Origin of the sequence: Pseudoalteromonas luteoviolacea NCIMB 1944, from assembly GCF_001625565.1 — a bacterium.
Taxonomy (GTDB): domain Bacteria; phylum Pseudomonadota; class Gammaproteobacteria; order Enterobacterales; family Alteromonadaceae; genus Pseudoalteromonas; species Pseudoalteromonas luteoviolacea_F.
On sequence record NZ_AUXS01000015.1, the window covers coordinates 21,474 to 45,845 of the forward strand.

Below are 24,372 nucleotides of genomic sequence, written 5' to 3' on the forward strand. Positions count from 1 at the left end.
AAATGAAAAAGTATTGTTTAGCGGCAGCGTTGTCTTTGGCTTGCCTTACACCTGCAGCACATGCTGATACTTTATTAGGTTTATATTTAGGAGCAGAAGGGTGGCAAAATGACCCCGAAGGTAGCTTTGCTGAAAAAGGCAATCTTCAGTCATTCGATTTTGAAGATGAGACGTTTTCGAGCTTTTATGCTGCTTTAGAGCACCCTGTACCATTGGTGCCTAATGTTAAGTTGAAATACACTGAGCTTGAGCTGGTGGGTAGTACAACGTTGACAGATACGTTTGAATTTGGCGACAGCAACTTCACAGTCGGCACAAAGGCAAACACAGTCGCAGATTTAAATCACATCGATTACATTTTTTACTATGAGTTGTTTGACAATGACTTAGTTTCTTTTGATTTTGGTATTAATGCCAAACAGTTCGATGCTGATGTTACTGTAACGGGTGATGTGAACGGTACGACTGTGACTGAAACAGTCGACTTTTCAGGCTTTGTTCCTCTTGGTTATTTGAGAGCTGAGGTTGGCTTACCATTAACTGGTCTGAGTGTTTTTGCAGAGGGTAGCTTATTAGCGATAGACGACAGTAAAATCCAGGACTATCAAATTGGCGTCGCTTGGGAGTTTATTGATAACCTAGCTGTTGATGTTGCTGTAAGAGCTGGATATCGTTCACTTGTTTTAGAGTTAGATGACATCGACGACTTTGATTCTGACATTGATGCGTCAGGTCCATTTGCTGGTTTACAGGTTCACTTCTAAAAGCCGAGCAAAGTAGCATGATTAAGCCCTGTGATAGCCAAACGTTGTCACAGGGCTTTTTATTTTCAAAATTATTCGAAGGTGAGCGTGAACTCTTCTTCCAGTGTTTTACTAAGTAACTGTCGATACGTTTTGTTGACCGGTGTATTGATGAGTTTTTTCAACTCATCTCCTGTTTGTGTCAATTTATAGTAGCTGAGTACGAGATCGTTGCTTTTGGCCTCAAAGTTTATTTTTTTGTTTTGATAGATGAGCGTGAGGGATTGGCCTTTTTGAAGGCTCGTGGATTCAATTTCCTGTCGATACATCAAATTAATATCCATCAGAGTAAGGATATGTGGGAAGCTTAATCCCGCTTGCGCTAGATTGATTGTTTCTGTGCTTCCTTTTCTCAATAAGTCTAAAATTGAAGGCTTTTTGTAGTATCCGAGGATAATCAGGTAACTGTCTTCTTTTTCTAAATAACCACAGAGAGATGCGCATTTTTGCAATGCTTCAGCTTCTCGTTGAGTCATCAATTTAAGTGTTTGTAAGCTCTTTATTGAAAAAGTGCCAGGGGCTATGGACTCACCAACTAAAATCTTGGCCCATAATTTTTGCATTGTATGATTAGCAATGTCTTCGGCAAGAGAAATAAAGTGCTCTAACCAATCGGGGTCGGGTCGTCCGCGACTGGTGACATCGGGACACAGAGAGAGCGACATGCCCATTACCGCCTCAATATTTTGTTGACGCTGAATTTTTTGCAGTTGCTGTCTTTTTAAAGCGCGTTTTAGGGGGCTATGCTGGCTTTGTACAAAAAAGCTAGTTTGCTGAGCCGTATTTGGCGTCGAATAGCGTCCACTAGATTGCATGGGCTTAGCTTGTTTAATCATTGCATAGCCGAGCTTCTCTTCTATCAGCAAAGCTAAGCTAGAACGTGCTTGGGCGCTTTTAATTGTCATTCTTCATGCCCCACTTGTTGTAATTTAAGCTGTGAATTCATTTCATTGACTGCCGTTTGTACTATTTTTTCTAAATAATGCTTAGTGAGTAAAGCATTTAAGCCACCAATGACAGGAGAAAGTACTTCGCCTTGAATAGTGATTGTGATGTCTTTAGTTTCTTGTTGTAGGAGGATGCGCATTTTGGCTTGGTGTTCTTCATGAAAACGTAGGTGATATTGAAGTTCGTTGTTTTGTCTTTCAACCAATGTTGCATCAACTCGGCCTCCTGAGTGATTGAATGCGACAAACCCGCCTACTTTTTCTGCATTTTGTGTCGATAGCAGGTGAATTTTACTAGACTGTAAAACACTGAAAGCTTGCACCCAATTTTTTGTCGAGAGCATAAACGGCGCTGCGTTCGCGTGCTCACTAGGCAAGGGAGCAGAGACAGTAACTCGGTAGGTAGTAGGCAGCATATTTACAACGATTAAGCTTATAAGTAAGCTAAATATAATCACTTTTAAAGCTGTTTGAATTAATTGCACCATGCCTCCCTCTGCGTTTTATTTGCACCTCAACAAAGCGCAAGTATTTGAACATCGTCTATAATATTACTTAGGTGTTAACGAATGTAGATCACGATAGTAAAAACCTATCATATTTTATAAGATGAACCATAGAGAAAGCTGCTCTTGCAGAATTGATGTGATTAAGCATAAGGTGGATGATGGCGTCTGAGCAAGAAGATTTTTTGTTTGCAGATCAAGAGGTTTCCCATGATACTCAAGAGAATGTAACGGGGTACTGGGATGTATTGGTTGTTGATGACGACCCAGAAATACACTCTGTGACTAAGCTTGCCTTATCTGGTGTCGAGTTTTGGGGGAGAACTTTACGGTTCCATCACGCATACTCAGGTAAAGAAGCCGTGGAATCACTACGGCGCAGGTCAGAGGTGTGCGTCCTTTTACTCGATGTGGTCATGGAAAGTGATGATGCTGGGTTAAACGTTGTAAAGCAAGTTCGCGAAGAAATTGGCAACCATGCTGTGCGCATTATTTTGCGTACAGGGCAACCGGGGTATGCACCTGAAGAAAAAGTTATCCGTGAGTACGACATCAATGATTACAAAATGAAAACCGAACTTACACGTGGTAAGTTGGTGACTTCGTTGATGACCGCAATCAGATCCTATCAGCAAATTTGTGAGTTAGAGCAGCAAAGTGTTGCACTGACTAATATCCTTGACGCATCTCAAGCCATTTTAGGGCACACCGATATGGTGTCTTTTGGTAAGGCTGTGGTGTTGCAGTTGGCCAAAATAATTGGCGCTCAAGAAAGTGGCTTGGTTGCGGGTATCAGCAGTGGATCTCGCGTGATTATTTTTGGTGGTACAGAGCAATACGACGAATTCATTGGAGAGGGCCTAGAGCAACTCGACAATGGACGAGTAATTATGCAGGTTCAAAATTGCTTCGATAGAGAAGTCCATCAACACACTGGGCATGACATTACTTTTTTACTCAAAGGTAAGAGTCGCAAAGCAGCCATATTTTTAGAGGTTGACCATGCACCGAGTGCCTCGCAGCTTCAATTTGCCGAAATTTTCTTAACTAATGTGGGCGTGGGCGTTGATAATATCAAACTCATTAATGAATTACGCGATGTTGCCTACAAAGACACTCTGACTCGTTTGCCAAATCGCGCCAATTTTGTGGACTTAATTGCTCAGCACTACAGGCCTAACGGCAGCGATGAGCTAGTTTTCGTACTATTAGATATTGCTCAGTTTTCCGATATTAACAATGGGCTTGGTCAAGAAGTTGGCAATTTACTGCTGTTGGCGGTTAAAGAGCGACTGTGCATTGAATTTCCTCAAAGTAAATTACTCTCAAGAATTGGTGCTGATGTCTTTGGCTTGTTGTTGCCGGCACAAACGTTTGATGAACAAAGTTTCATCGATATATTAACAGTGCCCTATCAGGTAGGTGAGCACGTTTTAACGATGCATTTTCATGTTGGTGTATGTCGACAGGCCGATTTTCACCACTTAGGTCTTGAGACACTCAAATTGGCTTATATTGCATTGAATCAGGCTAAACAAGCGAACAAAATCTTAGATTGGTATACCCCAGACTTAGAAGAAAAAATGGCTTGGCGTTTGGGTTTAATTCGCCAATTGAGACAAGATTTTGAGTTGCATAAATTAGAAGTTTGGTACCAGCCACAATTTAGTTTAGAAACCAATAAAGTCATTGGCTGCGAAGCGCTTTTACGTTGGCCTTCGGGCAATGGCGACTATATCTCTCCGGGAATTTTTGTACCACTAGCTGAAGACTCGGGTCTAATCGTTGAAATTGGCCAGTGGGTGTTAGAGCAAGCTTGTAAATTACAGCAGCAATTAAGTGCTCAAAATATAGATATCAGTGTCGCGGTGAATGTGTCTGTGCCCCAGTTCAAAGTCAATAATTATGCTGAACAAGTTAAAAATACCATTCTCAGCCATCAGGTAGCGCCGGAGAAAATCGAGCTTGAAGTAACTGAAAGTGTGGTAATGGATGAAATCAAGACAGTGATAGAAACGCTGGGCGAATTGAAGTCATTTGGTGTCGAAGTGGCAATTGATGACTTCGGTACAGGCTTTTCTTCTTTGAGTTATTTACAGCAGTTGCCGTTAGCGAGATTAAAAATCGACCGAGCTTTTGTAAAAGACATCCCTGATTCTGATAGTGGTGCAATTGCTGAGTTGGTGATTTCATTGGGGCGTCATTTAGGCTTAAAAACAATTGCAGAAGGTGTGGAAACACAAGAGCAGGCGCAGGTGCTTAAAAAGCTTGGCTGTGATGAGGTTCAAGGATTTTTATTAGCAAAACCGATGCCTAAAAATGAACTGTTAGAGTTTTTGGGTGCTGCTAACAACACTGAGCGTGGATGAGTGCTATTTAGTGTTGTATAGCTAGAAATGGCAAATAAGCCTCTTTTCGTTATTCTATTCTCATTTATGGCTAAATTTTAGATTAATAATTACAAAGGTTTAGTGTTCTTAGCTTATATTCACGTCAGATATAGTGCGGTATGGAGTGTCGCTGAGGTATAATAGATGCCTTGCAAATTTTATGAGCCGTCACTCTATGAATACATCAAAGCCCTCAGGGCTTCAAGCTGAGCGTTCGCTTTTTTCATATCCCAAATACTGGGCAGAATGTTTTGGTCCTGCGCCATTCTTACCTACGTGCCGTGCTGAAATGGATGCATTAGGATGGGATAGCTGTGACATTATTATTGTTACAGGCGATGCCTATGTTGACCATCCTAGTTTTGGCATGGCTGTGATTGGCCGGGTGTTGGAAGCACAGGGGTTTCGTGTTGGAATTATTGCACAACCTGACTGGTCAGATAAAACTGCGTTTGAGTCATTGGGTAAACCAAATTTATTTTTTGGTGTGACGGCTGGCAATATGGATTCAATGATCAATCGTTATACTGCGGAAAAGCGTATTCGTCACGATGATGCATACACGCCGGGTAATATCGGTGGCAAACGGCCAGACCGCGCTGTTGTAGTATATAGCCAGCGCTGTCGAGAAGCGTATAAAGATGTGCCAGTTGTGATCGGAGGTATTGAAGCGAGTTTACGTCGTATTGCACATTATGATTACTGGCAGGAAAAGGTACGCCGTAGTGTTATTTTCGACGCCAAAGCGGATATTCTAATCTATGGAAATGCAGAGCGCCCGCTGGTCGAAGTAGCGCATCGCATAGCCAATGGCGAGTCAATGGACACGATTCAGGATGTGCGCGGCACAGCGGTTATTCGTAAGACGCCGATAGCAGGCTGGCGTGGTAGTGATTCAACTGCAATTGATAAAGTTGGCAAAATTGATCCTATTCCGAATCCCTATGGTGCGGATGATATGGGCTGTAGTAAATCTGAATTTGCCAAAGCTGGTGTTGACCTTCAGAGTGATATGGCCAAGCCCATTACAGTGCAGCCGCCAAGGCTTAAACCTTGGGAAAAAGTGTACGTAAAATTGCCTGCTTTTGAACAGGTGAGTGTCAATAAACCTCTCTATGCTCATGCATCTAGGATCTTGCACCAAGAAACGAACCCGGGATGCGCAAGGGCCTTGTTCCAACGTCACGGAGATCGCTCTGTGTGGGTTAATCCGCCCGCTTTTCCGCTAGAAACGGAAGAGATGGATCATGTCTTTGGTTTGCCATATCAGCGTATTCCTCATCCGGCATATGGAGATGACAAGATCCCTGCATACGATATGATCAAGACATCGGTTAACATTATGCGTGGTTGTTTTGGTGGGTGTAGTTTTTGCTCAATCACAGAGCATGAAGGGCGCATCATTCAAAGTCGTTCAGAAGAGTCAATTATCGAAGAAATTGAGCAAATACGCGACAAGGTTCCTGGCTTTACAGGTGTGATTTCAGATCTCGGCGGGCCAACGGCAAATATGTATAAATTACGCTGTAAAAGTAAAAAAGCCGAGAGTACATGCCGTCGTTTATCTTGTGTGTACCCTGATATTTGCAAGCATATGGATACTGACCATACGCCAACAATAGAGCTTTATCGCAAAGCCCGTGATGTCGAAGGAGTCAAAAAGATTCTCATCGCGTCAGGTGTTCGTTACGATCTGGCTATTGAAGATCCTCGTTATGTAAAGGAGCTGGTGTCTCACCATGTGGGTGGATACTTAAAAATTGCCCCTGAGCATACTGAGAGTGGCCCGCTTTCTAAAATGATGAAGCCGGGTATGGGCACTTACGACAAGTTCAAAGAGCTGTTTGATAAGTATTCTAAAGAAGCCGGTAAAAAGCAGTATCTGATCCCTTATTTCATCTCAGCACACCCAGGGACAACGGACGAAGATATGGTGAATATGGCGTTGTGGTTAAAAGCGCATGACTTTAAGCTGGATCAGGTGCAAAACTTTTATCCCTCTCCGATGGCCAATGCTACGACCATTTACCATACCGAGATGAATTCGCTGCGAAATATCAAAAATAATCATGAAGAGGTAGCAGTTCCAAAAGGAGCAAGGCAACGCCGCTTACACAAGGCTATTCTGCGTTATCATGATCCTGCTGGGTGGCCACAAATTCGCGAAGCACTGAAGAGTATGGGCAAAGCACATTTAATTGGTCGCGGCCCAGAGTGTTTGGTGCCTGATGAAAACAGCCGGGGTAAGTCGTCTAAACCGGGACACAAGCGAGGCAATAAAGCGCTTACTAAGCACACTGGCTTTAGTCAGTTTAATCAGGCAAACACCAAGCCGAGAGTCGGTAAAAACAAACGCAAACCAAATAAGAGCAAACCAACTCATCATTAAAAAAAGCCGCGTGATGCGGCTTTTTTTACGACTTAAATTGCGAAATTGAACTTATTCTTCAGGACGATGTGGTTTACCTGATGTGATCCACTGCGGTGCAGGCATGCCACGCAGGTAATGATCAAAGTACTCCATCATACGGACTGAGAAGTCCACTTGATTTGGGAACTGCTTTAAATGATGTGGTTCGCCTTCGTACTGCAAGAAAATAGCGTCTTTGTTATGGCGGCGCAGTGCCAGATAGTACTGGATCCCTTCTTGCCAAGGTACAGCGCCATCTTTATCGCCAAACATTAGTAAAATAGGTGTATTTACTTTATCGGCAAAAAAGACTGGAGAGTTTTCAATGTACAGCTCAGGCGCTTCGGTTAAAGGTTTACCAATGCGACTTTGTCCTGTTTCATACTGGAATTGACGTGCCAACCCGGATTTGAGACGAATACCGCTATATGCTGAAGTCATATTTGACACAGGAGCACCTGACACAACAGCCTTAAACATGTCTGTTTGAGTGACGGCAAATGCACTTTGGTATCCAGCCCAAGAGTGACCTTGTAGGCCAATCTTATGTTTATCAGCTATCCCTAAGTCAATGAGCTTTTGTGCTGCGTTGATAAGGGTTTGCGTTGATGATGGACCTGGCTTACCAATCTCAAAGCGAATATCTGGTAAGAATACTGCGTAGCCATTCGAAGTAAACATTGGGAAGTTTGGTCTATGGTTTAGCTCCATCTTCGGGAAGTCGTACATGCGCTGGCTCATATAGCGGTAAAAATAGATGACGACAGGGAGCTTTTGACCTGGCTGATAATCAGCCGGTTTTATGAGCACGCCTTGCATTTGTTCGCCGTTAAAGCCTTTGTATTGAATTAACTCTGGTTTTTGTCCCCAGGCAAAGTTTTTAACTTGTGGGTTTAGATTGGTGACTTGTTTTGGTGTATTAAAATCACTGTTTGACTGCCAGTAGTCAGGGAACTGGTGGTAGCTTTGCTGCGTGAAGATGACTTTATCTGCGTGTTTTGCTTTTTTCACTAAATCAAAACGCGCAGCTCCTTCTAAGACGGTCTCGAGCGCACCAGTTTGTAGGTTAAGCTTTGCAATATGGGTTTGTTTATTTTGTAAATTGTGAGCAGACAAAAAGAGCGTTTCATCCGCAGCAAAACCCACTTGCTTCTTATCGAGTTTGACCACTCTGTAACGGGTATTACTCTCTTTACCTGATGTGAGCCTTTTGGCTTGGCCTGTGACGCTGTCAAAAGCCCAAATATCATATTTACTGTATGCATATAGGGTACTGCCATCTTTTTGCCATCCAGCAAAGCCGTAGCCTGGGTTAGGCTCCGGATAATCATGTTGGTCATCGGCAAAAATTGCTGTTCGTACAGCTTTGCTGACCGCATGCTCTTTTTGTTGGTGTAAATCTTTTAACCAAATTTGGTCATTTAGAAAGTAAGCTGCATGTCTGCCAGAAGGAGAAAGGCTGGGCTTGTTTGGTGAGTCCTTAACGATATACCCTTTTGCACCGGTGCTTACTTTGACTGCATAGTAATCAGCATAAAACCCGTCATACATGATTTTTTCTAAATAAGGCTGGTCATTTTTACCTAGTAAGTAGTCAGCTTCAGTATTGAGTGTGATATCGCGAACGGTTTCGTCAGCAAGCTGCACCACTTTTTGTGATTCAATGTGGTAAACCGCTTGATACTGACGTTCTCGATTGGTTTTTTTCCAAGTATTTTGCTCTCGAGTTTTGATTTCGGGATCGTTGTTATGCCAAATATTGATGCCTGATTGCTGGCGAATAGTATTGAAGTCACGTAGCGAAGTTGAGTCGTCATATTTTAGCTTTTCGACTTTGTCATTGAGCAGTGGACGGTTATCGAAATAGAGTCGTTCGCCTTGTTCAGACCACTTTAGTTTAGCCGTTTTTGAACTATACCACCCACTTGGGTTTTCTATCTTGCTCAGCTTGTCTGTTGTTGCATCCCAAAGGGTCACATCATAGCTGCGGCGGCGTTTATCTTCATTGACGTAGTTGCCTAAATTAAAGGCCACAATACTGGAGTAAGGATGCCATGCAATGGCACTGACCGTGACACCTGGTTCGCTAAATAATGGACTCGTTGTCTTGTTGTTTAAATCTAGATATTGAACTTGGTTCTTGGCGCCAGTACTGTCATGTTGGCTAAACAATACCCCGTATTCTGCGGGGCTTAGTCCGTAGTTGATGACGTTTTCGAAGCGCTGAGTTTGTTGAGACGTCAGATCAACAACAACCAACGTGAGTGGTTTATCTTTTTTATCTGCATTGATTTTAGGCGTATCTGCCTCGACGTCTTTATCTTTTTGCGCAGCTTTACTGTCCTCACGATAAGCAAGCCAGCGTCCATCATCACTTAATTGATAGTCCTTCACTTGGTTAAACACGTATTGCTTTGCTGATTGTGTGTTTACCAGTACCAAATTATTTTTTAGAGATTTTTTTTCTTTTTTACTGGCCGTTTCCGACTCTAGCAAGGTTGGGACTTGTGTAAATGCGGCCCATGTAGATGACTTATTTAGATGTGCCTTTGTACCGCGTTCTACCGTTGCAATAAGCTTATTGGTTTCTAAGTTATAGACTTGTCCTTGTGTGTTACCGCGGTATGGTTTCGCACTGAGGGCAAGGAACTTGCCGTCTTCAGCAAGCTGAGTCGTCTTCGCATATTTAAAGTCAAAGACATCGGAAAATTCGAGTGGGGCTTTATTGGCCACAGCTTGGCCAGACAATAAAGCGGCTGCAATGAGCGAGTAAGTAAACTTCATAATTCTGTCTGTTTGATTAATTATTTGTATCTTTGTAACACTTTTAGCGGTCAAACAAAATCATGGTGCGTTGTGTGGAAGTGAAAAGTCGTTGGAAGCGGTTTTGTACCGCTTCTTGTTACAACCAGATGCGTTGTAATTCTTGCCAATGATTATTGAATGTCGCAGTCGGCTTCGCTTTAAAGTCGCTGCGTACAAACTGATTCATTTTGCCTTCTACATGAGCTAAAAATAAATTGGCCAGTGCAGCTTCATCGCTGTTGAACGCTTTGCCTTCTCGCAACTTTCTTTCTCTTAATACTTGCTTGAATTGCGTTTCAAGTTTTTCAAACAAGCTTTGCACGCGCTCTCTTAGACGCTCTTGCTCTCCTTGTAGTGCATCCCCAGTCAAGATCCGTGTGATCCCTGGGTTTTTCTCTGAAAAGGTTAATAGCAAGTGGAGGATATTATAGATACGGCTTTGTGTATCCTTTTCGTTTTCTAAAATAATATTGATACGCGAAAGTAGTGTGTCTTCAATAAATTCAATCAGCCCCTCAAACATTCTAGCTTTGCTTGGGAAGTGGCGATAGAGAGCAGCTTCAGAGACGCCGACTTCAGCTGCGAGCTTAGCAGTTGTGATCCGTTGACCTGGGCTAGTTTCAAGCATTTGCGCAAGAGATTGAAGAATTTGCTCTTTGCGATTACTGCGTTTAGTCGCTGGCATGAACTTTCCTTTAATAATTATCGTTATTCTGGTCTGTATGGTGTATTTTTATTAGGTCCATACTTAGTAAAGACCTATGTTAATGTTTTATTCAGCTTCTTTCCAGCCTTTTAACACTAGGTAAACCAAGTTTACCAGCAATTGCTTTAACGACAGTGAGTGCTAACTCTTTTTTGTTGGATGCAGGCAAAGATTGTTGATCATTTTCCCAAAATAACGTTAAAGCATTGTTATCTGAGTTAAATCCAAGTCCTTCTTGTGAAACATCATTGGCACAGATCATATTAAGGTGCTTGTTTTTCAGCTTGCCCAATGCATACTTTTTGACATCTTGGGTTTCTGCTGCAAACCCAACGGTATATGGTCTATTTTGTGTGAGTGCGGCAACCTCAGCAATGATGTCGGGGTTTTTAACTAAGGCAATGGTCATTTCGTCACCTTGTTTTTTAATTTTTTGCTCAGAGATATCCGCGGCGCGATAATCGGCAACAGCAGCACAGCCAATAAAGACATCTGATTTTGCAGCAAGCGTTATGGCTGCATCACGCATCTCTACTGCACTGTTGACATAGGTGACGTCTACGCCTTGAGGTGCAGGTATATTGACTGGACCTGAGATTAAATTTACGCGTGCCCCCAAGGCACACGCAGCTTGAGCAAGGGCATAGCCCATTTTCCCTGAGCTGTGATTGGTGATATAGCGCACTGGGTCAAGTGCTTCTCTTGTCGGGCCTGCGGTAACAGTAAAGACTTTACCATCGAGTACCTGAGGAACAGGGCTTAGTTGTGCTGTGCAGTGTTCTAGGAGCTCCATGGGTTCTAACATTCTTCCCTTGCCAACATCGCCACAAGCTTGCTCACCGCTGCCCGGCCCCCATATTGAAACTCCAAATGATGCTAAAGTGGCAATGTTTTGTTGAGTTGCGGGATGGGCATACATCTGTTGATTCATGGCTGGTGCAATAGCGACCTTGGCGGGTGTTGCAAGCACCAATGTGGTTAATAGGTCATCGGCTATTCCATTGGCCATTTTTGCGATAGTGTTGCATGTAGCCGGTGCAATTAAAATGAGATCAGCCCATTTGGCAAATTCGATGTGCCCCATTGCAGCTTCAGCTTGAGGATCAAGGAGTGAATCTGATACGGGTTCACCTGAAACAGCTTGCATGGTGAGTGGCGTAATAAAGTGTTTTGCCGATTCAGTCATAACCACTTTCACTTCGCATTGTTGCTCTTTTAAACGCCTTACAAGTTCTGCGCATTTATACGCTGCAATACCGCCACTTATACCCAATACTATTTTTTTGCCAGATAAGTTCATCTTTACATTCTCACAACTCAAACTGAGTTAAAGATATCACAGCCTTCGGGCTGTTTTGAATCTTCTCATGAAAAGTCAGTCATTAACTGAACAAAGGATAATCTTTGGGCGTTTTTTTTATTCTCTTACGTGTTAAATAATGAGTCGTTATCAGCTTCAATGAATGTTATATCAGGGAAAGGATATGCAATTGACACAATTACCGAAACACACCAGGCCAAGAGAAAAGTTACTATCTGATGGCCCGGACACGCTCAGTGATGCAGAGCTATTGGCTATTTTTTTGCGCACAGGAGTCAAAGGCATGAATGCCATTGAGCTGGCAGATTCTTTGTTATCACAGCGACAAACATTACAGAGCTTATTTAATACGTCCCTTGAAGATTTCCTAGCCCTTAAGGGAATGGGTGAAGCGAAATATGTTCTCTTTCAAGCTGTGCTTGAGTTATGCCGGCGCTATTTAAAGGAGGGGTGTGAGCGGGCGTTTAAATTTGAAAGCCCTGTACAGGTGCATAACTATTTGAGCTTTCAACTCAAAGGGCTAGAGCATGAAGTATTTATGGTTCTATATTTAGATAGCCAAAATCAGCTAATAAAGGACGAAGTGTTATTTCGTGGCACGATTAATACTGCGTCTGTTTACCCAAGGGAAGTGGTAAAAGCGGCATTGAAACATAATGCAGCTGCAATTATTTTTGCTCACAACCATCCTTCGGGTGTGTGTGAACCGAGCCATGCAGATAAAGTTTTGACTGAAAAATTACGAAAAGCATTGGCACTTATGGATATCAAAGTGTTAGATCATGTCCTTGTGGCAGGAAATCGCTGTATATCTTTCGCAGATAGAGGCTTGTTATGAGCTTTTATTGACCATTTTTTGGCTGCAAACCGTTATTTCGCTTAAATTTTATAAAATAGTTTAATTTAAATGCAGTTTTTACTTTCCACAGCGGCCTATGATCATTATAATTGGCCGCTATCAAATTTTACCCATGAGCTGACTAGGATATCATCAGATCCTTGATCTCTGCCTGCAGATGCTGTATAAAGAGCGCCCTTTGATTTTACCCGGGGCACACCAGTGTAAGGCCTAAGGGGAAATTAAGCTCGAGCGAAGTTATTGGAGATACATAGACATGTCTAAAGTCTGTCAAGTTACAGGTAAGCGCCCGGTTGTTGGTAACAACCGTTCACACGCGCGCAACGCAACTAAGCGTCGTTTCCTACCTAACCTACAAACACACCGTTTCTGGGTTGAAAGTGAAAAGCGTTTCGTTACTCTACGTACTACTACTAAAGGTATGCGTATTATTGATAAAAAAGGCATCGACGCGGTATTAGTAGATATCCGTGCTCGCGGCGAAAAAGTATAAGGAGCTAAATCATGCGTGATAAGATCCGTTTAGTTTCAACTGCTGGTACTGGTTATTTCTACACTACCGACAAGAACAAGCGTAACATGCCTGAAAAAATGGAGATCAAAAAGTACGATCCTAAAGTACGTAAGCACGTGATCTTCAAAGAAGCAAAAATCAAGTAATTTTGCTTTAAGAATTGAAAAACCCAGTCTCGTACTGGGTTTTTTGTTGCCTGAAATTTAGTAATTGCTCGGGATTTACAGTGTCAACGCATGTATATCACCCGGCGTTAGCTTTAACTCGACATAGGCAATTGTCTTTGGACTAGTACTGATAGCATACTGGTGCAAAAAACCATTGGGCTGCGCAAGCAGGCGCTGTGTTTGCTCGGTATCTAAGTCAAATTGAAAATGCCTTCCTCAGACTGATAAAAATAAATGCGCCCGGCTAATATGCGCCAGTTGAGCCAATAGATGTTTCCTACATTTGGTAGCACGAGCAGCTCTTGCCCTTCACTCAAAGTCCACACGCCACTGATATGCCGTTTGGCATAGTACAACTTAGCTTGATAGTAAAAGCCGCTGTATCTACCTGCGTGAGTTAATTGTGAATACTGCTTTGTACGGCGATCAAATAACCAAAGTTGCCAGTCACCTTGTTTGTTGCTGTAAATAATTTTATTTCCACCACTATGCTGTGGGAGATACGTTATCCTCCCTAGTACTAATATATTTTTCCCGGGGATTTTGCTGGCGCAGCAAAGCCGAGTAAATGTGATTGACCGTTTGGCAGCGCTTAAAGGTGGGTAAGCAGGTGATACGTATTAAAGGAGTAATGAGTTATTACGATGATTTAAATACGGCAAGAATACTTGAGAGCGCGATCACCATACCTGTAAGTATCATTGGTGGTGATTTTTGAAAGTCATAATATTGACCTCGCCCACGAAGATGAAAAATCGGCTTTGATACAGTGGCATCAAGAGGGAGTGGCATGGAGCCAAAGGCTCGCTTATAAAACAGGCAGTATTTATTACCTTTAATTAATGCAAGTCATCAACTTTTCTTTGAATATCCTGAAACAGTAATTGAAGTGGTTTTAGCAAGACATCAAGCTCAGTAAGGCGAATGAACAAAAAAACCGAAGCGGTTGCTTCGGTTTTTTTAGTGTAAAAAGAGGTTATGCAAACGCTTCTTGTAGCGGTGGCACAACTTGCTTTTTACGGCTCAATACACCATCAAGCCATACACGGCTTTGCTCAGGTGCCTGACCATATGCTTTTTCAATAATGCCTTCATCGTTTGATGCGATCAGCATTTGTGAGCCTTCTTTCATGATGTCAGTAAGAAGTAGCAATACAGAGTGGCGACCGCCTTCTTCTTTTAGTTTTGCAATATCAGCTTCAAGATCTGCTTTGATATCGTCAAATACCGATAGGTCAATCACTTCTAACTGGCCAATACCAACTAGGTTACCGTTCATGTTGAAGTCTTTAAAGTCACGCATTACAAGATCACGTGCTGGCGTGCCTTCAACTGCTGATTTGACTTTGAACATTTCCATGCCAAATGCTTTGAAGTCCTCAATACCAGCAATCTCTGCAAGTACTTCAACACATTTAATATCAGCAGTTGTACAGGTTGGTGATTTGAAGATAACTGTGTCAGATAAAATTGCACCTAACATCAGGCCTGCGATACCTTTAGGGATCTCAACGCCATAAAAGTCATACATCATTTTAATAATGGTATTACTACAGCCTACTGGGCGGATCCAACACTCAAGTGGTGTTGAAGTGGTTAGGTCACCTAGTTTGTGGTGATCTACAACACCTACTACTGTCGCTTCGTCAATGTCATCTGGTGCTTGTGTTTTTTCTGTGTGATCAACGATATAAACTTCTTCACCCGCATAGCTTAATTTAAGCTCAGGGGCTTCGAAACCAAAGCGATCGAGAATAAACTGTGTTTCAGGTGATACATCACCTAAACGTGTAGGGATAGCTTCTTCTCCAATTTGGTTTTTGAGGTAAGAAAGTGCAATTGCACCACAAATTGAATCAGAATCAGGGATTTTATGACCCACTACATACATTGCCATTGACGGACTCCTAAAAAATTTTGTCGCTTATTTTAGCAAAAATTAACCACATTAATACAGTGTCGGAAAGGTTTTGGACCTAGAAAATAGTCTAAGCTGAGATTATGAAATCCTATGGATCGGTGAATTAAATGTACAGCTGCGCTCAACAGCAGGGTATAGTACAGTGATCTAAGCAATGAAATAATCAGTATTGATGGAACTGACATGGGACTGAGCCGTAAAGCGTGGAACAATGTGGTTATTTTTTCTATGTTGATCATGATTTTTTTTCTCAACGGGTTACATCACAAATTAAACCCACAACAAGCTGAATTAACACGTGTTATGGTTTTGCCGGAGCAGAGCTTTGTACTCGCCATGGCGTATCCTGGTGTCAAAATTGAGCGTATAGGTACAACGTGGCGCATAGACAATAAACTTGTGGATGGCACTTCGTCGTCTTATAGCGCCCAAGACTTAGTTCAGATTGTACAGATGTGGCAAAATTTGGAGTTGCAGGCTGTTGAAAAGCAAAAGGTTAATCCAGAATCAGCGATATCTGTAGCAACTTTTTGGTTGGCGGGTGAAGAGCTACCTTTGAGTTACCAGTTGTATCGCGGATCCGACACATACCTGTTGTTTGCTCAACGTCAACAGCATTGGTTGGAACTGAGCGCAGACCAAGCTAAACAATTATTTAAACCGATAGATATATAGTTATGCCAGAATTACCTGAAGTTGAAGTCAGTCGCATGGGTATAGAGCCTCATGTCAAAGGGCAAGTTGTTAATCATGTTCGTGTCCATAATGGTCGACTGCGCTGGCCTGTGCCAGAAGAAGTCTCATTGTTGGAAAACACTGAAATTACGGCTGTGAAGCGAAGGGCCAAATATTTACTGTTGGAAAGTGATGTAGGGACTGCAATTTTGCATTTGGGCATGTCAGGTAATTTACGTGTCGTGTGTCAAAGCGAGCCGTTAAAGAAGCACGACCATATTGAACTCGTGTTTGCTAATGGGTTGGCATTGCGTTTGAATGACCCGCGTCGCTTTGGGGCTTTTTTATGGCAAAACCCACAGCAACAGCACAGTGTATTTGCTAAATTAGGCCCCGAGCCTCTTACCGATCTATTTGATGCCAAACACTTGTATCAAGCCAGCCGTGGAAAAAAAGTTGCAGTAAAGCAGTTTATCATGGACAACCATGTAGTCGTGGGGGTCGGTAATATCTACGCCAATGAGTCATTGTTTAAAGCTGGGATACACCCAAAACGTGAAGCTGGCAAAATATCTTTGGCGCGTTATCAAAAGCTCACACCAATAATTAAAGACACCTTAGCCGCAGCTATTGAGCAAGGTGGGACGACTTTAAAAGATTTTGCACAAAGTGATGGAAAACCGGGTTACTTTGCTCAGGAGTTATTGGTTTATGGCCGTAAAGGTGAGGCGTGTGTACGTTGTGAAACGACCTTACAAGAGATCCGTTTAGGGCAGCGCAGCACAGTTTATTGTACTAAGTGCCAACGCTGACCAAAGTGATTGTTATGCTTGGTATACGGCAGATTCAGCAGCCTGTGTACGATAACATAACTGCGAGAGGATCGCCGTCATCTGTGCGATGCGAAGCTCAAAGCTACGTTTGAGTGCGCGTTCATTACGGGTATGATCGCCGTCACCATATGGACCAAAGCCATCCAAAGTTGGTGTACCAGTCGCTGCTGCCGTATTGGCATCGGATACGCCGCCTCGGTGCTCAATCGGTTGTTCCTCACCTAAGATCTCATTGATTTGCTCAAGTAAAGCTTGCTGTGCTGACGTTGGCGCCATAACGCCACGTTGCAAGCCTCCTTGTATATCCACTTCTACACCAGTAATTTCAATGGCCATACAAATGTTTTCTATGCCTTCTAGCAATCTTTGTTGCTCTGCTTGATTAGTAAAGCGTGCTTCTACTTGTAATGTCGCCTTGCCAGAGATGGTATTGGCACCTATCCCACCTTGTACTTTACCAACGTTGACTGTGCTACCCGCTTTGAGATCTGTGAGCGAAGTCATTTCTAACAACATATTTGCCATGGCAAAATTAGCGTCGATTCCGTCTCGATAGTGGTTGCCTGCATGTGCAGGTTTACCTGTGACAGTAATGTGATAAGTTGCGATCCCTTTTCGCGCGACGACCAACTCATGGGATTTACCGGCGGCTTCAAATACAAAACATGCATCGTATTGCTTGGCTATTTTAGTTGTCAGTGCTTGACTATCATCACTGCCAATCTCTTCGTCACTGACTAGCAGCCAATCTATGTTCAGCAGCTGACCAAATTGCTGCTTCAACTGTCGCAGCGCATTGAGTGCGACCCAGTTCCCGCCCTTCATGTCACACACGCCGGGGCCATAAACATAGTTATCATCCTCATGAAACTCAGTGAATGACCCGTCAGGAAACACCGTATCTAAATGGCCCAGTAGCAAAACCCGTTTACCTGTGTTACGTGCGGAGCGAAACAGCAAATGATCGCCGATCAGTTCTCGTTGATAGCGGGTAAGTGAAAACCCTAAAGGTTCTGCCAAAGCAACCATTTGCTCACCGTGTCTATCCACTCCGGCTTTGTTTTTACTGTGCGAGTTGCAGCGTATTAAGTCTGCTAGTTCTGCATAGTCCAGATTCATCCTAATCTTCTCCCTGTGAAGGTTTGGCTCATCGTGGCGTTTTTCAGTTGCAGTTCGGTGAAGCTTTTATGAACAGTTTTTAGATCATTAAAAGGATCAAAAATTTGTCATACAGATGGTCTTAACTAGTAAAACATCGCTCTATTTCAGCACCTATTTTTAACCAAGGAGATACTTTATGACAGCCGTATCGCGGGCGCCTCATGTCGGGATTTGGATGTACGAAAATGGCGGAGGAAAAGAAATTGAACAACAGTTGGTTCACGCGTTAGCAGAGCGCGGGATCCTAGCGAGTACGGGCCTCAATTTACGTGATGCCAGAGCGCGAGATGGTGGTATCGAGTGCAATGGTGTTGCAATGGAGCAGTTGGATGCCTTTTTGAGTTACAACGCGGGACAACAAACGCAATATCAGCTTTATCTCTATGAAACACTGAATGAAACCGTACCAACACTCAACAACTATCGCGCGTTCGCTTTAGCGGAAGATAAGTTCCGTACGTCTCATTTACTCAATAGTCATGGGATCTGCACACCAGATTATCGCCTATGTCATAAAAATGATATGGATGGCCTACGTGCTGCACTGCATGATTTTGGTGGCAAGTTAGTTTATAAGCCGACAGATGGATGGGGCGGTGTGGGCATTGTCAAGATCGAAGGTGAACAGGCGTTAGATATGATTTTGCCATTTTTGACCCGTACAGATCTTCGTTACTTTTACGTCGAACGTTTTATTAACTATGACAATACAGATTACCGAGTCGACATTGTCGATGGGCAGTTTGTTGGGTGTTATGGCAGAAAGGCTCCGAAGGACGATTGGAAAACCAATGTAACTAGCGGTGGCAGTGTATTCGTGCGAGAGGCTAATGACGACGTGATAGAGCTAGCGTTGAAAGCGACCAAAGCATTAGGGCTTGAAATCGCGGGGGTGGATCTGATTTATGACCGCGAAAAAGAGCAATATGTGGTTTTGGAGGTCAATACCATTCCTGCGTTTGCAACTCCTGAACAAGAGCAGCTTGGACTGACATTCAATCAAGCAAAGATCCAAGCAATGGTTGGTTTGATCGAAAAAACGGTTGCCAACAAAACTTCATACCAATCAGCCAAGGTGGCCTAATCTCATGACAAACAAAACGCAACTACCAAAAATTGGACTGCTATATCTGGACTATGTCTTGCGCTTTTTCGACAAGTCTAATTTTAAAGGTTGGCCAGACAAAATTGAAACTGTGGTTTATCACTGGGGCAACGACAAAGCGCGCTTTATCGCCGAAGTGAAGCGTAAAAAAATTGATGTATTGATCGGCAATATTCCCGCAACCGCGTATGAGACATTTAGAGAGATCGCAAGAGCACTGCCTGAGGTGCGATTCTTGCCCTCCTTGGATAGCCAGTTTTCCAATAAATCAAAGGAAAATGTGACTCACTTTTGCCGCAAATATAAATTACCGGCACCTCATACAGAGATATTTTATATCCCTGACAGAGCACAGCAATATCTTGCCAATGCTCAGTATCCAAAAATCATCAAGCGCTCTTATGGACCTTCTAACTATGGCGGATATTTTGTGCACAAGGTCGACAATGCACAAGAGGCTCAGGCTCTACTGAGCGAAAAGAAGTACTATCCGCTTTATATTCAAGATTTTGTGCCCATGGAAGCGGATATCCGGGTGATGTTAATTGGGCACAAACCCGTTTGCGCGTTTTGGCGTCGTCCGCCAGAAGGAGAGTGGCTGACTAATACTAGCCAAGGTGGCAGCATGGATTACCAAGCGGTACCCAAGTCTGTGTTAAAACTGGCGACTGCCGCCTCCAAGGCTGCAAATGCGGAGTATTGGGCATGTGACATAGCACTCGGTAAGGATGGTAAGCTGCGGATCTTAGAGTGTGCGACCGCATTTGCTGCATTTCCATATATCCGTGATTGGATCGGGCAATATTTAATGTGGTTACTCTCCAGTGGCTACTTTAGAAAGCCCAATATCCCGTTATACAACTGGGAAGAGTTAGGCAAAATAGATTCTCGTTTGTTACGTACTATGCGTCATATTGGGTTTTCTCAGTATGCCCCCAGCCAAGATAGTGGCGAGTTGTTCAGCGCATTTGATGAACAAGCTTTTCCGATTTTAGATACTGAGTTTAAATTTGGCGAAGAGTGGCCAAGTGAAGTCTGGAACCTCCAAGATAACTTTGTGTTTGGAGCGAAAGCGGTAGATGCCAAAGCTATGCAGCCGATCCCTGCCAGCGACGAAATAACTGAGGACCTCAATAACTATGAAGCGCCGCAGTTTGACGAAGCGCAGGTGAGGGCACTGTTGAACCAAGTGCGTGGTATCGGTGAAAAAATGGTAGAAGATATCATGACGACATTCGGTGCTCATGGTGTTGTGGAAGCACTAAATACCGATCCGACAAAACTCTGTGTGGTTAAAAACCTCAAGGAAAAAAAGCTCGAAAAAATTGTTGAGCATTGGCAAAACCATGCCGGGTAAATTCTCTGGTTTTTATATTGATTGTACCAAATGGCGACAGTGGCAACTGTCGTCTCATTTCGCCCAATGAGTAAATCTGTGCTATGAAAATTCAATATGCTTCCTATCAAGATACGATAGATGCGCTGCAAAGTGCAATGAATGAACACCCCCATTTAATTCGACTGCAAAGTATTGGCAAAACATGGGAGGGACGTCCAATCATGTTGGTAACAGTTTCTTTAGATGTGACCTATGCCGATGATAAACCAGCCCTACTGTACACAGGATCGATTCATGCGAGGGAGTGGATCGGCAATGAATTGGCACTTAAATTTATTCAGTATGTGACAGAAAATTACCGCTTCAACCCAAAGCTACAAACTGCGCTGACACGCAACACATTGTATATGGTGCCCTGTTTGAACCCCGATGGGTTCGAGTATTCTCGCAATCACTTTTCATTTTGGCGTAAGAATCGTCGCAACAATGGAGATGGTACATTTGGTGTCGATCTTAATCGTAATTTTGATGCCAAATTTATGCGTAATCAAAACACAGGTTCAAACACATATGGGGGTCCTCATGCTTTTTCAGAGCCTGAAACTTGTGCTATCCGTGACTTTGTAGAGCAGCATGAGAATATTCGCATCGCGCTAGACTACCACTCTCAAGGCAATGTTTTTTTCCCTGCGCATAAGTTTAACCATGAAGTTGAGGTTGAAGGGGCTGACTTAAACATCTTATGTGCCAACATGAATCATGAGATAAAAAAAGTGACCGGCAGGCAGTATGGAATTCATCGTGGCAAGCCACCAGCTCAATTAATACACGGCAGTGGTAGAGAGTATTACTATCGCAAAGGGATCATCGCGACTGTTGTTGAGGTGGGCACTAGAAACATACCTGACTATATGAAGAATATGTCAGAAAGCGTGGCAGAGAACATTCCTGCAATTTTGCATGCACTTGGTGAGGCTATTAACTATTCGCCTCTGGCACCGCTACGTGTGGCTGATTTTACTATCAAAGCAGTCGATCATGAAGGGGTCGAGCTGGAGTGGCAATATGAAAATCGAGATGACATATATTTTGAGTTGTATCGTAGCGAAAGTAACAAAAGTCCCTGTGGTGAAGAGAGCTTAATTGCCATTACCAAATCGCTGTCATTTCGTGATTCTCAGCTACGCAGTGGGCAAAGCTACTTTTACAATATTCGTGCAGTGGATAAGGTCACCAAGATCAAGTCGCCTTTTAGCCCTGAACTAAGATTGAAAACGCATTTGGCGAGACATCAAAGTGCACGCACTTTGTTTCCAGCAAAAGAGTACGTAGGTTATCTTTCAGAGAATTTCACCTCGAAAAATAAAGAGCACTTTGGTTATAACTCAATGTTTATTGGTGTGGATAAAAAACGGGGAGTGAGTCTTGGTCTAGTGCAATTTGATTTGAGCAGCTTACCGAGTGGCGCCAACATTGAGCGGGCTGAATTTTCTCTTTATCCTATGAATCGCGTCGCCGCAAAAATTGAAAAATACGGCGAGTGGTCAGTTTCCATCATTGACCCCGATAGTCTGACCGATATCTATGATTATCAAGCTGTGAGTGAAGCAAAGCCTTTACATACACTCGGACAAACATTTGAGTCGGATAAAATGACACAAGGGATTTGGATGAAATGGCAGCTCAATGGTGTAGAGCGCGCGTTGTTGAATTCTTTGATAGCGCAAAATCGCTTGTTACTGCGTTTACAGGGTCCTAAAGCGTTACCAATAGGTAACGATTCTCAGGTTATGCAATTTGATATAGGCTATGGGCCTTTTGGTAGCGGGTTACATTATCGTCCAAACCTAGAGCTTGTTTATCAGGTCCCAGAGCAGCAATTGTCGTTAAGTCCAACTAGGTGCAATACCATCTATAAAAACGCGGTAGTCGCAGATAGGCTGGCCTCAGGCTTTGATGAGCAAGGAGAAATTGTGTATGGCCAAATGGCTTTTGAGCTTAATGCCGATCTCCCGGTGGAGAAAACAGTTTTTACCCAAGCTTGCTTGACGTTGCGAAGTAGCAACAGCATTGCCAGTGCTAAAGATGTACGCTTCACCATTGAGCTGGTGGAATTACAAGATGTGGATTTTCAAGCGGTTAAACAAAGGCAAAAAATAGAATATATAGGCTACGAAGTCAGTAACGAACAGCTGCGTGAACGCGCTGAACACCACTTTATCTTTGATAGTTATAGCCTACAGGCCTTAGAACGTTTGCATCAGGCACATACGCCCTTTTACTTCATTATTCGTGCCACCTCGGAGTCTCAAGCGACTAACGCATTGGTAAACTGGGCTGCATGCCAAGATCAGCATCCCGCCCAATTAAAAATACATTATATAGAGCGGCGAAAAAATGCATTAAAAGCACCCCAAAATTTGGCTGCACAAATTGAGGGTGGCGTTGTTAAGCTGACTTGGGAAAATCCTGAGGATGAGGACTTTGTTGGGTGTTTTGTGGTGCGAAATCGCTTCCATCCGCCTCGCTCTCCCTTTGATGGCGTGAAATTATACGGTGGAAAAGATGCGTATACGTTGGATAATTTTGGCAACGCCAAGTTAAGCAAGTATTACGCAGTATTTAGTTACGATGATGTGCCTAATTACTCAGAACCCGTGGCGTTATTTTATTCAGGAGATGAATAGATTGCGCGATGCAGGAAGCACAAGCTTCCTGCCATCTCTTATAAGCTTTTTGATTTTAACTTAAAATAAACTTTAAATTAATAATTTAATTCCACTGCCACACGCCTTCGCTTTTGTTTTAACTTATTAATTTAATTATTTATCTGGATTTATTCTAACTTTTTGTGGCAAGAAAAATTCTCAATCCACCTGATACTTTGTTCGCCAGTAAGCGAGGAAGTGTTAACACCTACTAAGGCTGTTTTATATTCTTTTGTTTCATATAAAGAAATGCAACACGCGCTTGCTGAGAGTATCGCTCTTCCCTATTTTTTATTTTTACTTGAGCCGGTTTTGGGGTGAATTGTATGGGAACGGGAGGGTGGCCAAACTGTCCGTAAATGGGTGACCCATTTTAAATTCGATCGACGCGATGGAGAGCGAAGATAAGAGCGATACGCAAGGATGCTAAATAAATATGAATCATACTTGCAGGCAAAGTAATAATATTTGGCGCCATTTAGAGATGTCAGTTAACATTTAGATTTTACTCTATTGATGAATAATATGTATGACAGAACTGTATCACTGGTTTGATTTGTTGGGTGTTATGGTCTTCGCAATTTCAGGTACTTTGTTGGCACATCGTAAGCATATGGATGGTTTTGGCGTGGTGGTGCTGGCCACGGTGACAGGGATTGGAGGCGGTACCATGCGAGATATAATTTTGGATACACCAGTGTTTTGGTTACATGATAGCAGTTATTTTGTGGCCATTTTTAGTGCTGTACTGCTGTGTATTTGGTGGCTTAATCGTCAAAAGACGGTGCCTAAACAACGATTATTGTTGGCAGACGCATTTGGTCTCGCATTTTTTGCGGTTATGGGTATGCAAAAAGCAATGAGTTTAGATATGCCTGATACCACTGTGATTATTATGGGTGTACTGACAGGGTGTTTTGGTGGCGTGATCCGAGATGTACTGGCGGATGACATGCCAATGTTATTAAAAGGAGAGTTATATGCCATCACCTGTATTTTAGGGGGCGTAGTATATACGCAGCTAACACACCTCGGTGTGTCACTTGAAATTACTATGGTCGTGTCGATGCTATCTATTTTATTGTTGCGCTTGGCTGCGATACGTTGGCATCTTGTATTGCATGTATTTAGGTACAAGACTTAGCTAACCATCCTGTACGGCTTAAAGTTGCGTCAAACTAAATCGAACTCAGCGGGTCATT

The 24,372-nt window shown here is 43.0% G+C and carries 19 protein-coding genes; 12 read left to right on the forward strand and 7 right to left on the reverse strand.

The window, feature by feature from the left end; translation table 11 throughout:
* The first annotated feature begins 2 nt into the window (after positions 1–2).
* Positions 3–764 carry a TIGR04219 family outer membrane beta-barrel protein gene (locus N483_RS03425; protein ID WP_023400743.1) on the forward strand — a complete coding sequence of 254 codons (762 nt, stop codon included), beginning with the start codon at positions 3–5 and terminating at the stop codon, positions 762–764.
* A 71-nt stretch (positions 765–835) separates the two neighbouring features.
* Here N483_RS03425 and N483_RS03430 read toward each other — a convergent pair whose 3' ends face one another.
* Together N483_RS03430 and N483_RS03435 are read right to left on the reverse strand one after the other, a co-directional pair.
* Complete coding sequence (locus N483_RS03430) at positions 836–1,708, reverse strand: TIGR03899 family protein (RefSeq protein ID WP_023400742.1); 873 nt, start codon at positions 1,706–1,708, stop codon at positions 836–838.
* Positions 1,705–2,238, reverse strand: coding sequence for a hypothetical protein (locus N483_RS03435; RefSeq protein WP_023400741.1), 534 nt, complete (start codon positions 2,236–2,238; stop codon positions 1,705–1,707). The genes N483_RS03430 and N483_RS03435 overlap by 4 nt, the downstream gene beginning before the upstream one ends.
* A 179-nt stretch (positions 2,239–2,417) precedes the next feature.
* Between N483_RS03435 and N483_RS03440 the strand changes: the two genes are divergently transcribed.
* Positions 2,418–4,625 carry a sensor domain-containing phosphodiesterase gene (locus N483_RS03440; protein WP_023400740.1) on the forward strand — a complete coding sequence of 736 codons (2,208 nt, stop codon included), beginning with the start codon at positions 2,418–2,420 and terminating at the stop codon, positions 4,623–4,625.
* A 196-nt stretch (positions 4,626–4,821) separates the two neighbouring features.
* On the forward strand, positions 4,822–7,035 hold the full coding sequence (locus N483_RS03445) for a YgiQ family radical SAM protein (RefSeq protein ID WP_023400739.1): 2,214 nt from the start codon (positions 4,822–4,824) through the stop codon (positions 7,033–7,035).
* A 51-nt stretch (positions 7,036–7,086) separates the two neighbouring features.
* On the opposite strand, the gene N483_RS03450 is transcribed toward N483_RS03445, so the two are convergent.
* From N483_RS03450 to coaBC, 3 genes are all read right to left on the reverse strand, one after another.
* Positions 7,087–9,840: a prolyl oligopeptidase family serine peptidase gene (locus N483_RS03450; RefSeq protein ID WP_023400738.1), complete on the reverse strand. Its 2,754-nt coding sequence runs from the start codon at positions 9,838–9,840 to the stop codon at positions 7,087–7,089.
* Between the two features lie 118 nt (positions 9,841–9,958).
* On the reverse strand, positions 9,959–10,546 hold the full coding sequence (gene slmA, locus N483_RS03455; protein ID WP_023400737.1) for a nucleoid occlusion factor SlmA: 588 nt from the start codon (positions 10,544–10,546) through the stop codon (positions 9,959–9,961).
* 91 nt (positions 10,547–10,637) lie between these two features.
* Entirely contained in the window at positions 10,638–11,867 is a 1,230-nt protein-coding gene (gene coaBC / locus N483_RS03460) for a bifunctional phosphopantothenoylcysteine decarboxylase/phosphopantothenate--cysteine ligase CoaBC (RefSeq protein WP_063383312.1), read from the reverse strand.
* A 184-nt stretch (positions 11,868–12,051) separates the two neighbouring features.
* Here coaBC and radC point away from each other — a divergent pair, with 184 nt between their 5' ends.
* From radC to rpmG, 3 genes are all read left to right on the forward strand, one after another.
* Positions 12,052–12,726, forward strand: a complete 675-nt coding sequence (radC, locus tag N483_RS03465) for a RadC family protein (protein WP_023397289.1) — start codon at positions 12,052–12,054, stop codon at positions 12,724–12,726.
* 277 nt (positions 12,727–13,003) lie between these two features.
* Complete coding sequence (gene rpmB / locus N483_RS03470; RefSeq protein WP_023397288.1) at positions 13,004–13,240, forward strand: 50S ribosomal protein L28; 237 nt, start codon at positions 13,004–13,006, stop codon at positions 13,238–13,240.
* Positions 13,241–13,251: 11 nt separating this feature from the next.
* Entirely contained in the window at positions 13,252–13,407 is a 156-nt protein-coding gene (gene rpmG, locus N483_RS03475; RefSeq protein ID WP_005493124.1) for a 50S ribosomal protein L33, read from the forward strand.
* A gap of 997 nt (positions 13,408–14,404) precedes the next feature.
* On the opposite strand, the gene N483_RS03480 is transcribed toward rpmG, so the two are convergent.
* Positions 14,405–15,325, reverse strand: a complete 921-nt coding sequence (locus N483_RS03480) for a manganese-dependent inorganic pyrophosphatase (RefSeq protein ID WP_023397287.1) — start codon at positions 15,323–15,325, stop codon at positions 14,405–14,407.
* A gap of 207 nt (positions 15,326–15,532) precedes the next feature.
* Between N483_RS03480 and N483_RS03485 the strand changes: the two genes are divergently transcribed.
* Together N483_RS03485 and mutM are read left to right on the forward strand one after the other, a co-directional pair.
* Positions 15,533–16,024 (forward strand): hypothetical protein, encoded by a 492-nt coding sequence (locus N483_RS03485; RefSeq protein WP_023397286.1) that lies wholly within the window; start codon positions 15,533–15,535, stop codon positions 16,022–16,024.
* A gap of 2 nt (positions 16,025–16,026) precedes the next feature.
* The gene (mutM, locus tag N483_RS03490; RefSeq protein WP_023397285.1) at positions 16,027–16,836 is read left to right on the forward strand and encodes a bifunctional DNA-formamidopyrimidine glycosylase/DNA-(apurinic or apyrimidinic site) lyase; all 810 of its coding nucleotides are present in this window, start codon (positions 16,027–16,029) and stop codon (positions 16,834–16,836) included.
* 12 nt (positions 16,837–16,848) lie between these two features.
* Here the strand turns inward: mutM and N483_RS03495 are convergent, their stop codons facing one another.
* Complete coding sequence (locus N483_RS03495; RefSeq protein ID WP_023397284.1) at positions 16,849–17,976, reverse strand: M20 family metallopeptidase; 1,128 nt, start codon at positions 17,974–17,976, stop codon at positions 16,849–16,851.
* Positions 17,977–18,154: 178 nt separating this feature from the next.
* Between N483_RS03495 and N483_RS03500 the strand changes: the two genes are divergently transcribed.
* The 4 genes from N483_RS03500 to N483_RS03515 all read left to right on the forward strand — a co-directional run bounded on the left by N483_RS03500 (position 18,155) and on the right by N483_RS03515 (position 24,314).
* Positions 18,155–19,102 carry an ATP-grasp domain-containing protein gene (locus tag N483_RS03500; RefSeq protein ID WP_023397283.1) on the forward strand — a complete coding sequence of 316 codons (948 nt, stop codon included), beginning with the start codon at positions 18,155–18,157 and terminating at the stop codon, positions 19,100–19,102.
* A 4-nt stretch (positions 19,103–19,106) separates the two neighbouring features.
* Complete coding sequence (locus N483_RS03505) at positions 19,107–20,480, forward strand: ATP-grasp domain-containing protein (protein ID WP_023397282.1); 1,374 nt, start codon at positions 19,107–19,109, stop codon at positions 20,478–20,480.
* A gap of 83 nt (positions 20,481–20,563) precedes the next feature.
* Positions 20,564–23,149 (forward strand): M14 family zinc carboxypeptidase, encoded by a 2,586-nt coding sequence (locus N483_RS03510; RefSeq protein WP_023397281.1) that lies wholly within the window; start codon positions 20,564–20,566, stop codon positions 23,147–23,149.
* 550 nt (positions 23,150–23,699) lie between these two features.
* Positions 23,700–24,314 carry a trimeric intracellular cation channel family protein gene (locus N483_RS03515; protein ID WP_023397280.1) on the forward strand — a complete coding sequence of 205 codons (615 nt, stop codon included), beginning with the start codon at positions 23,700–23,702 and terminating at the stop codon, positions 24,312–24,314.
* The last annotated feature ends 58 nt before the right edge of the window (positions 24,315–24,372 follow it).

What these genes read in the sequence shown, in the direction of transcription:
- N483_RS03485 (WP_023397286.1), top strand. Translation starts at nt 15,533, where the DNA reads ATGGGACTGAGCCGTAAAGCGTGGAACAATGTGGTTATTTTTTCTATG.
- N483_RS03430 (WP_023400742.1), bottom strand. Translation starts at nt 1,708, where the DNA reads ATGACAATTAAAAGCGCCCAAGCACGTTCTAGCTTAGCTTTGCTGATA.
- N483_RS03480 (WP_023397287.1), bottom strand. Translation starts at nt 15,325, where the DNA reads ATGGCAATGTATGTAGTGGGTCATAAAATCCCTGATTCTGATTCAATT.
- N483_RS03505 (WP_023397282.1), top strand. Translation starts at nt 19,107, where the DNA reads ATGACAAACAAAACGCAACTACCAAAAATTGGACTGCTATATCTGGAC.
- mutM (WP_023397285.1), top strand. Translation starts at nt 16,027, where the DNA reads ATGCCAGAATTACCTGAAGTTGAAGTCAGTCGCATGGGTATAGAGCCT.
- radC (WP_023397289.1), top strand. Translation starts at nt 12,052, where the DNA reads ATGCAATTGACACAATTACCGAAACACACCAGGCCAAGAGAAAAGTTA.
- N483_RS03500 (WP_023397283.1), top strand. Translation starts at nt 18,155, where the DNA reads ATGACAGCCGTATCGCGGGCGCCTCATGTCGGGATTTGGATGTACGAA.
- N483_RS03445 (WP_023400739.1), top strand. Translation starts at nt 4,822, where the DNA reads ATGAATACATCAAAGCCCTCAGGGCTTCAAGCTGAGCGTTCGCTTTTT.
- N483_RS03450 (WP_023400738.1), bottom strand. Translation starts at nt 9,840, where the DNA reads ATGAAGTTTACTTACTCGCTCATTGCAGCCGCTTTATTGTCTGGCCAA.
- N483_RS03425 (WP_023400743.1), top strand. Translation starts at nt 3, where the DNA reads ATGAAAAAGTATTGTTTAGCGGCAGCGTTGTCTTTGGCTTGCCTTACA.
- rpmG (WP_005493124.1), top strand. Translation starts at nt 13,252, where the DNA reads ATGCGTGATAAGATCCGTTTAGTTTCAACTGCTGGTACTGGTTATTTC.
- N483_RS03495 (WP_023397284.1), bottom strand. Translation starts at nt 17,976, where the DNA reads ATGAATCTGGACTATGCAGAACTAGCAGACTTAATACGCTGCAACTCG.
- N483_RS03440 (WP_023400740.1), top strand. Translation starts at nt 2,418, where the DNA reads ATGGCGTCTGAGCAAGAAGATTTTTTGTTTGCAGATCAAGAGGTTTCC.
- slmA (WP_023400737.1), bottom strand. Translation starts at nt 10,546, where the DNA reads ATGCCAGCGACTAAACGCAGTAATCGCAAAGAGCAAATTCTTCAATCT.
- N483_RS03435 (WP_023400741.1), bottom strand. Translation starts at nt 2,238, where the DNA reads ATGGTGCAATTAATTCAAACAGCTTTAAAAGTGATTATATTTAGCTTA.
- rpmB (WP_023397288.1), top strand. Translation starts at nt 13,004, where the DNA reads ATGTCTAAAGTCTGTCAAGTTACAGGTAAGCGCCCGGTTGTTGGTAAC.
- N483_RS03510 (WP_023397281.1), top strand. Translation starts at nt 20,564, where the DNA reads ATGAAAATTCAATATGCTTCCTATCAAGATACGATAGATGCGCTGCAA.
- N483_RS03515 (WP_023397280.1), top strand. Translation starts at nt 23,700, where the DNA reads ATGACAGAACTGTATCACTGGTTTGATTTGTTGGGTGTTATGGTCTTC.
- coaBC (WP_063383312.1), bottom strand. Translation starts at nt 11,867, where the DNA reads ATGAACTTATCTGGCAAAAAAATAGTATTGGGTATAAGTGGCGGTATT.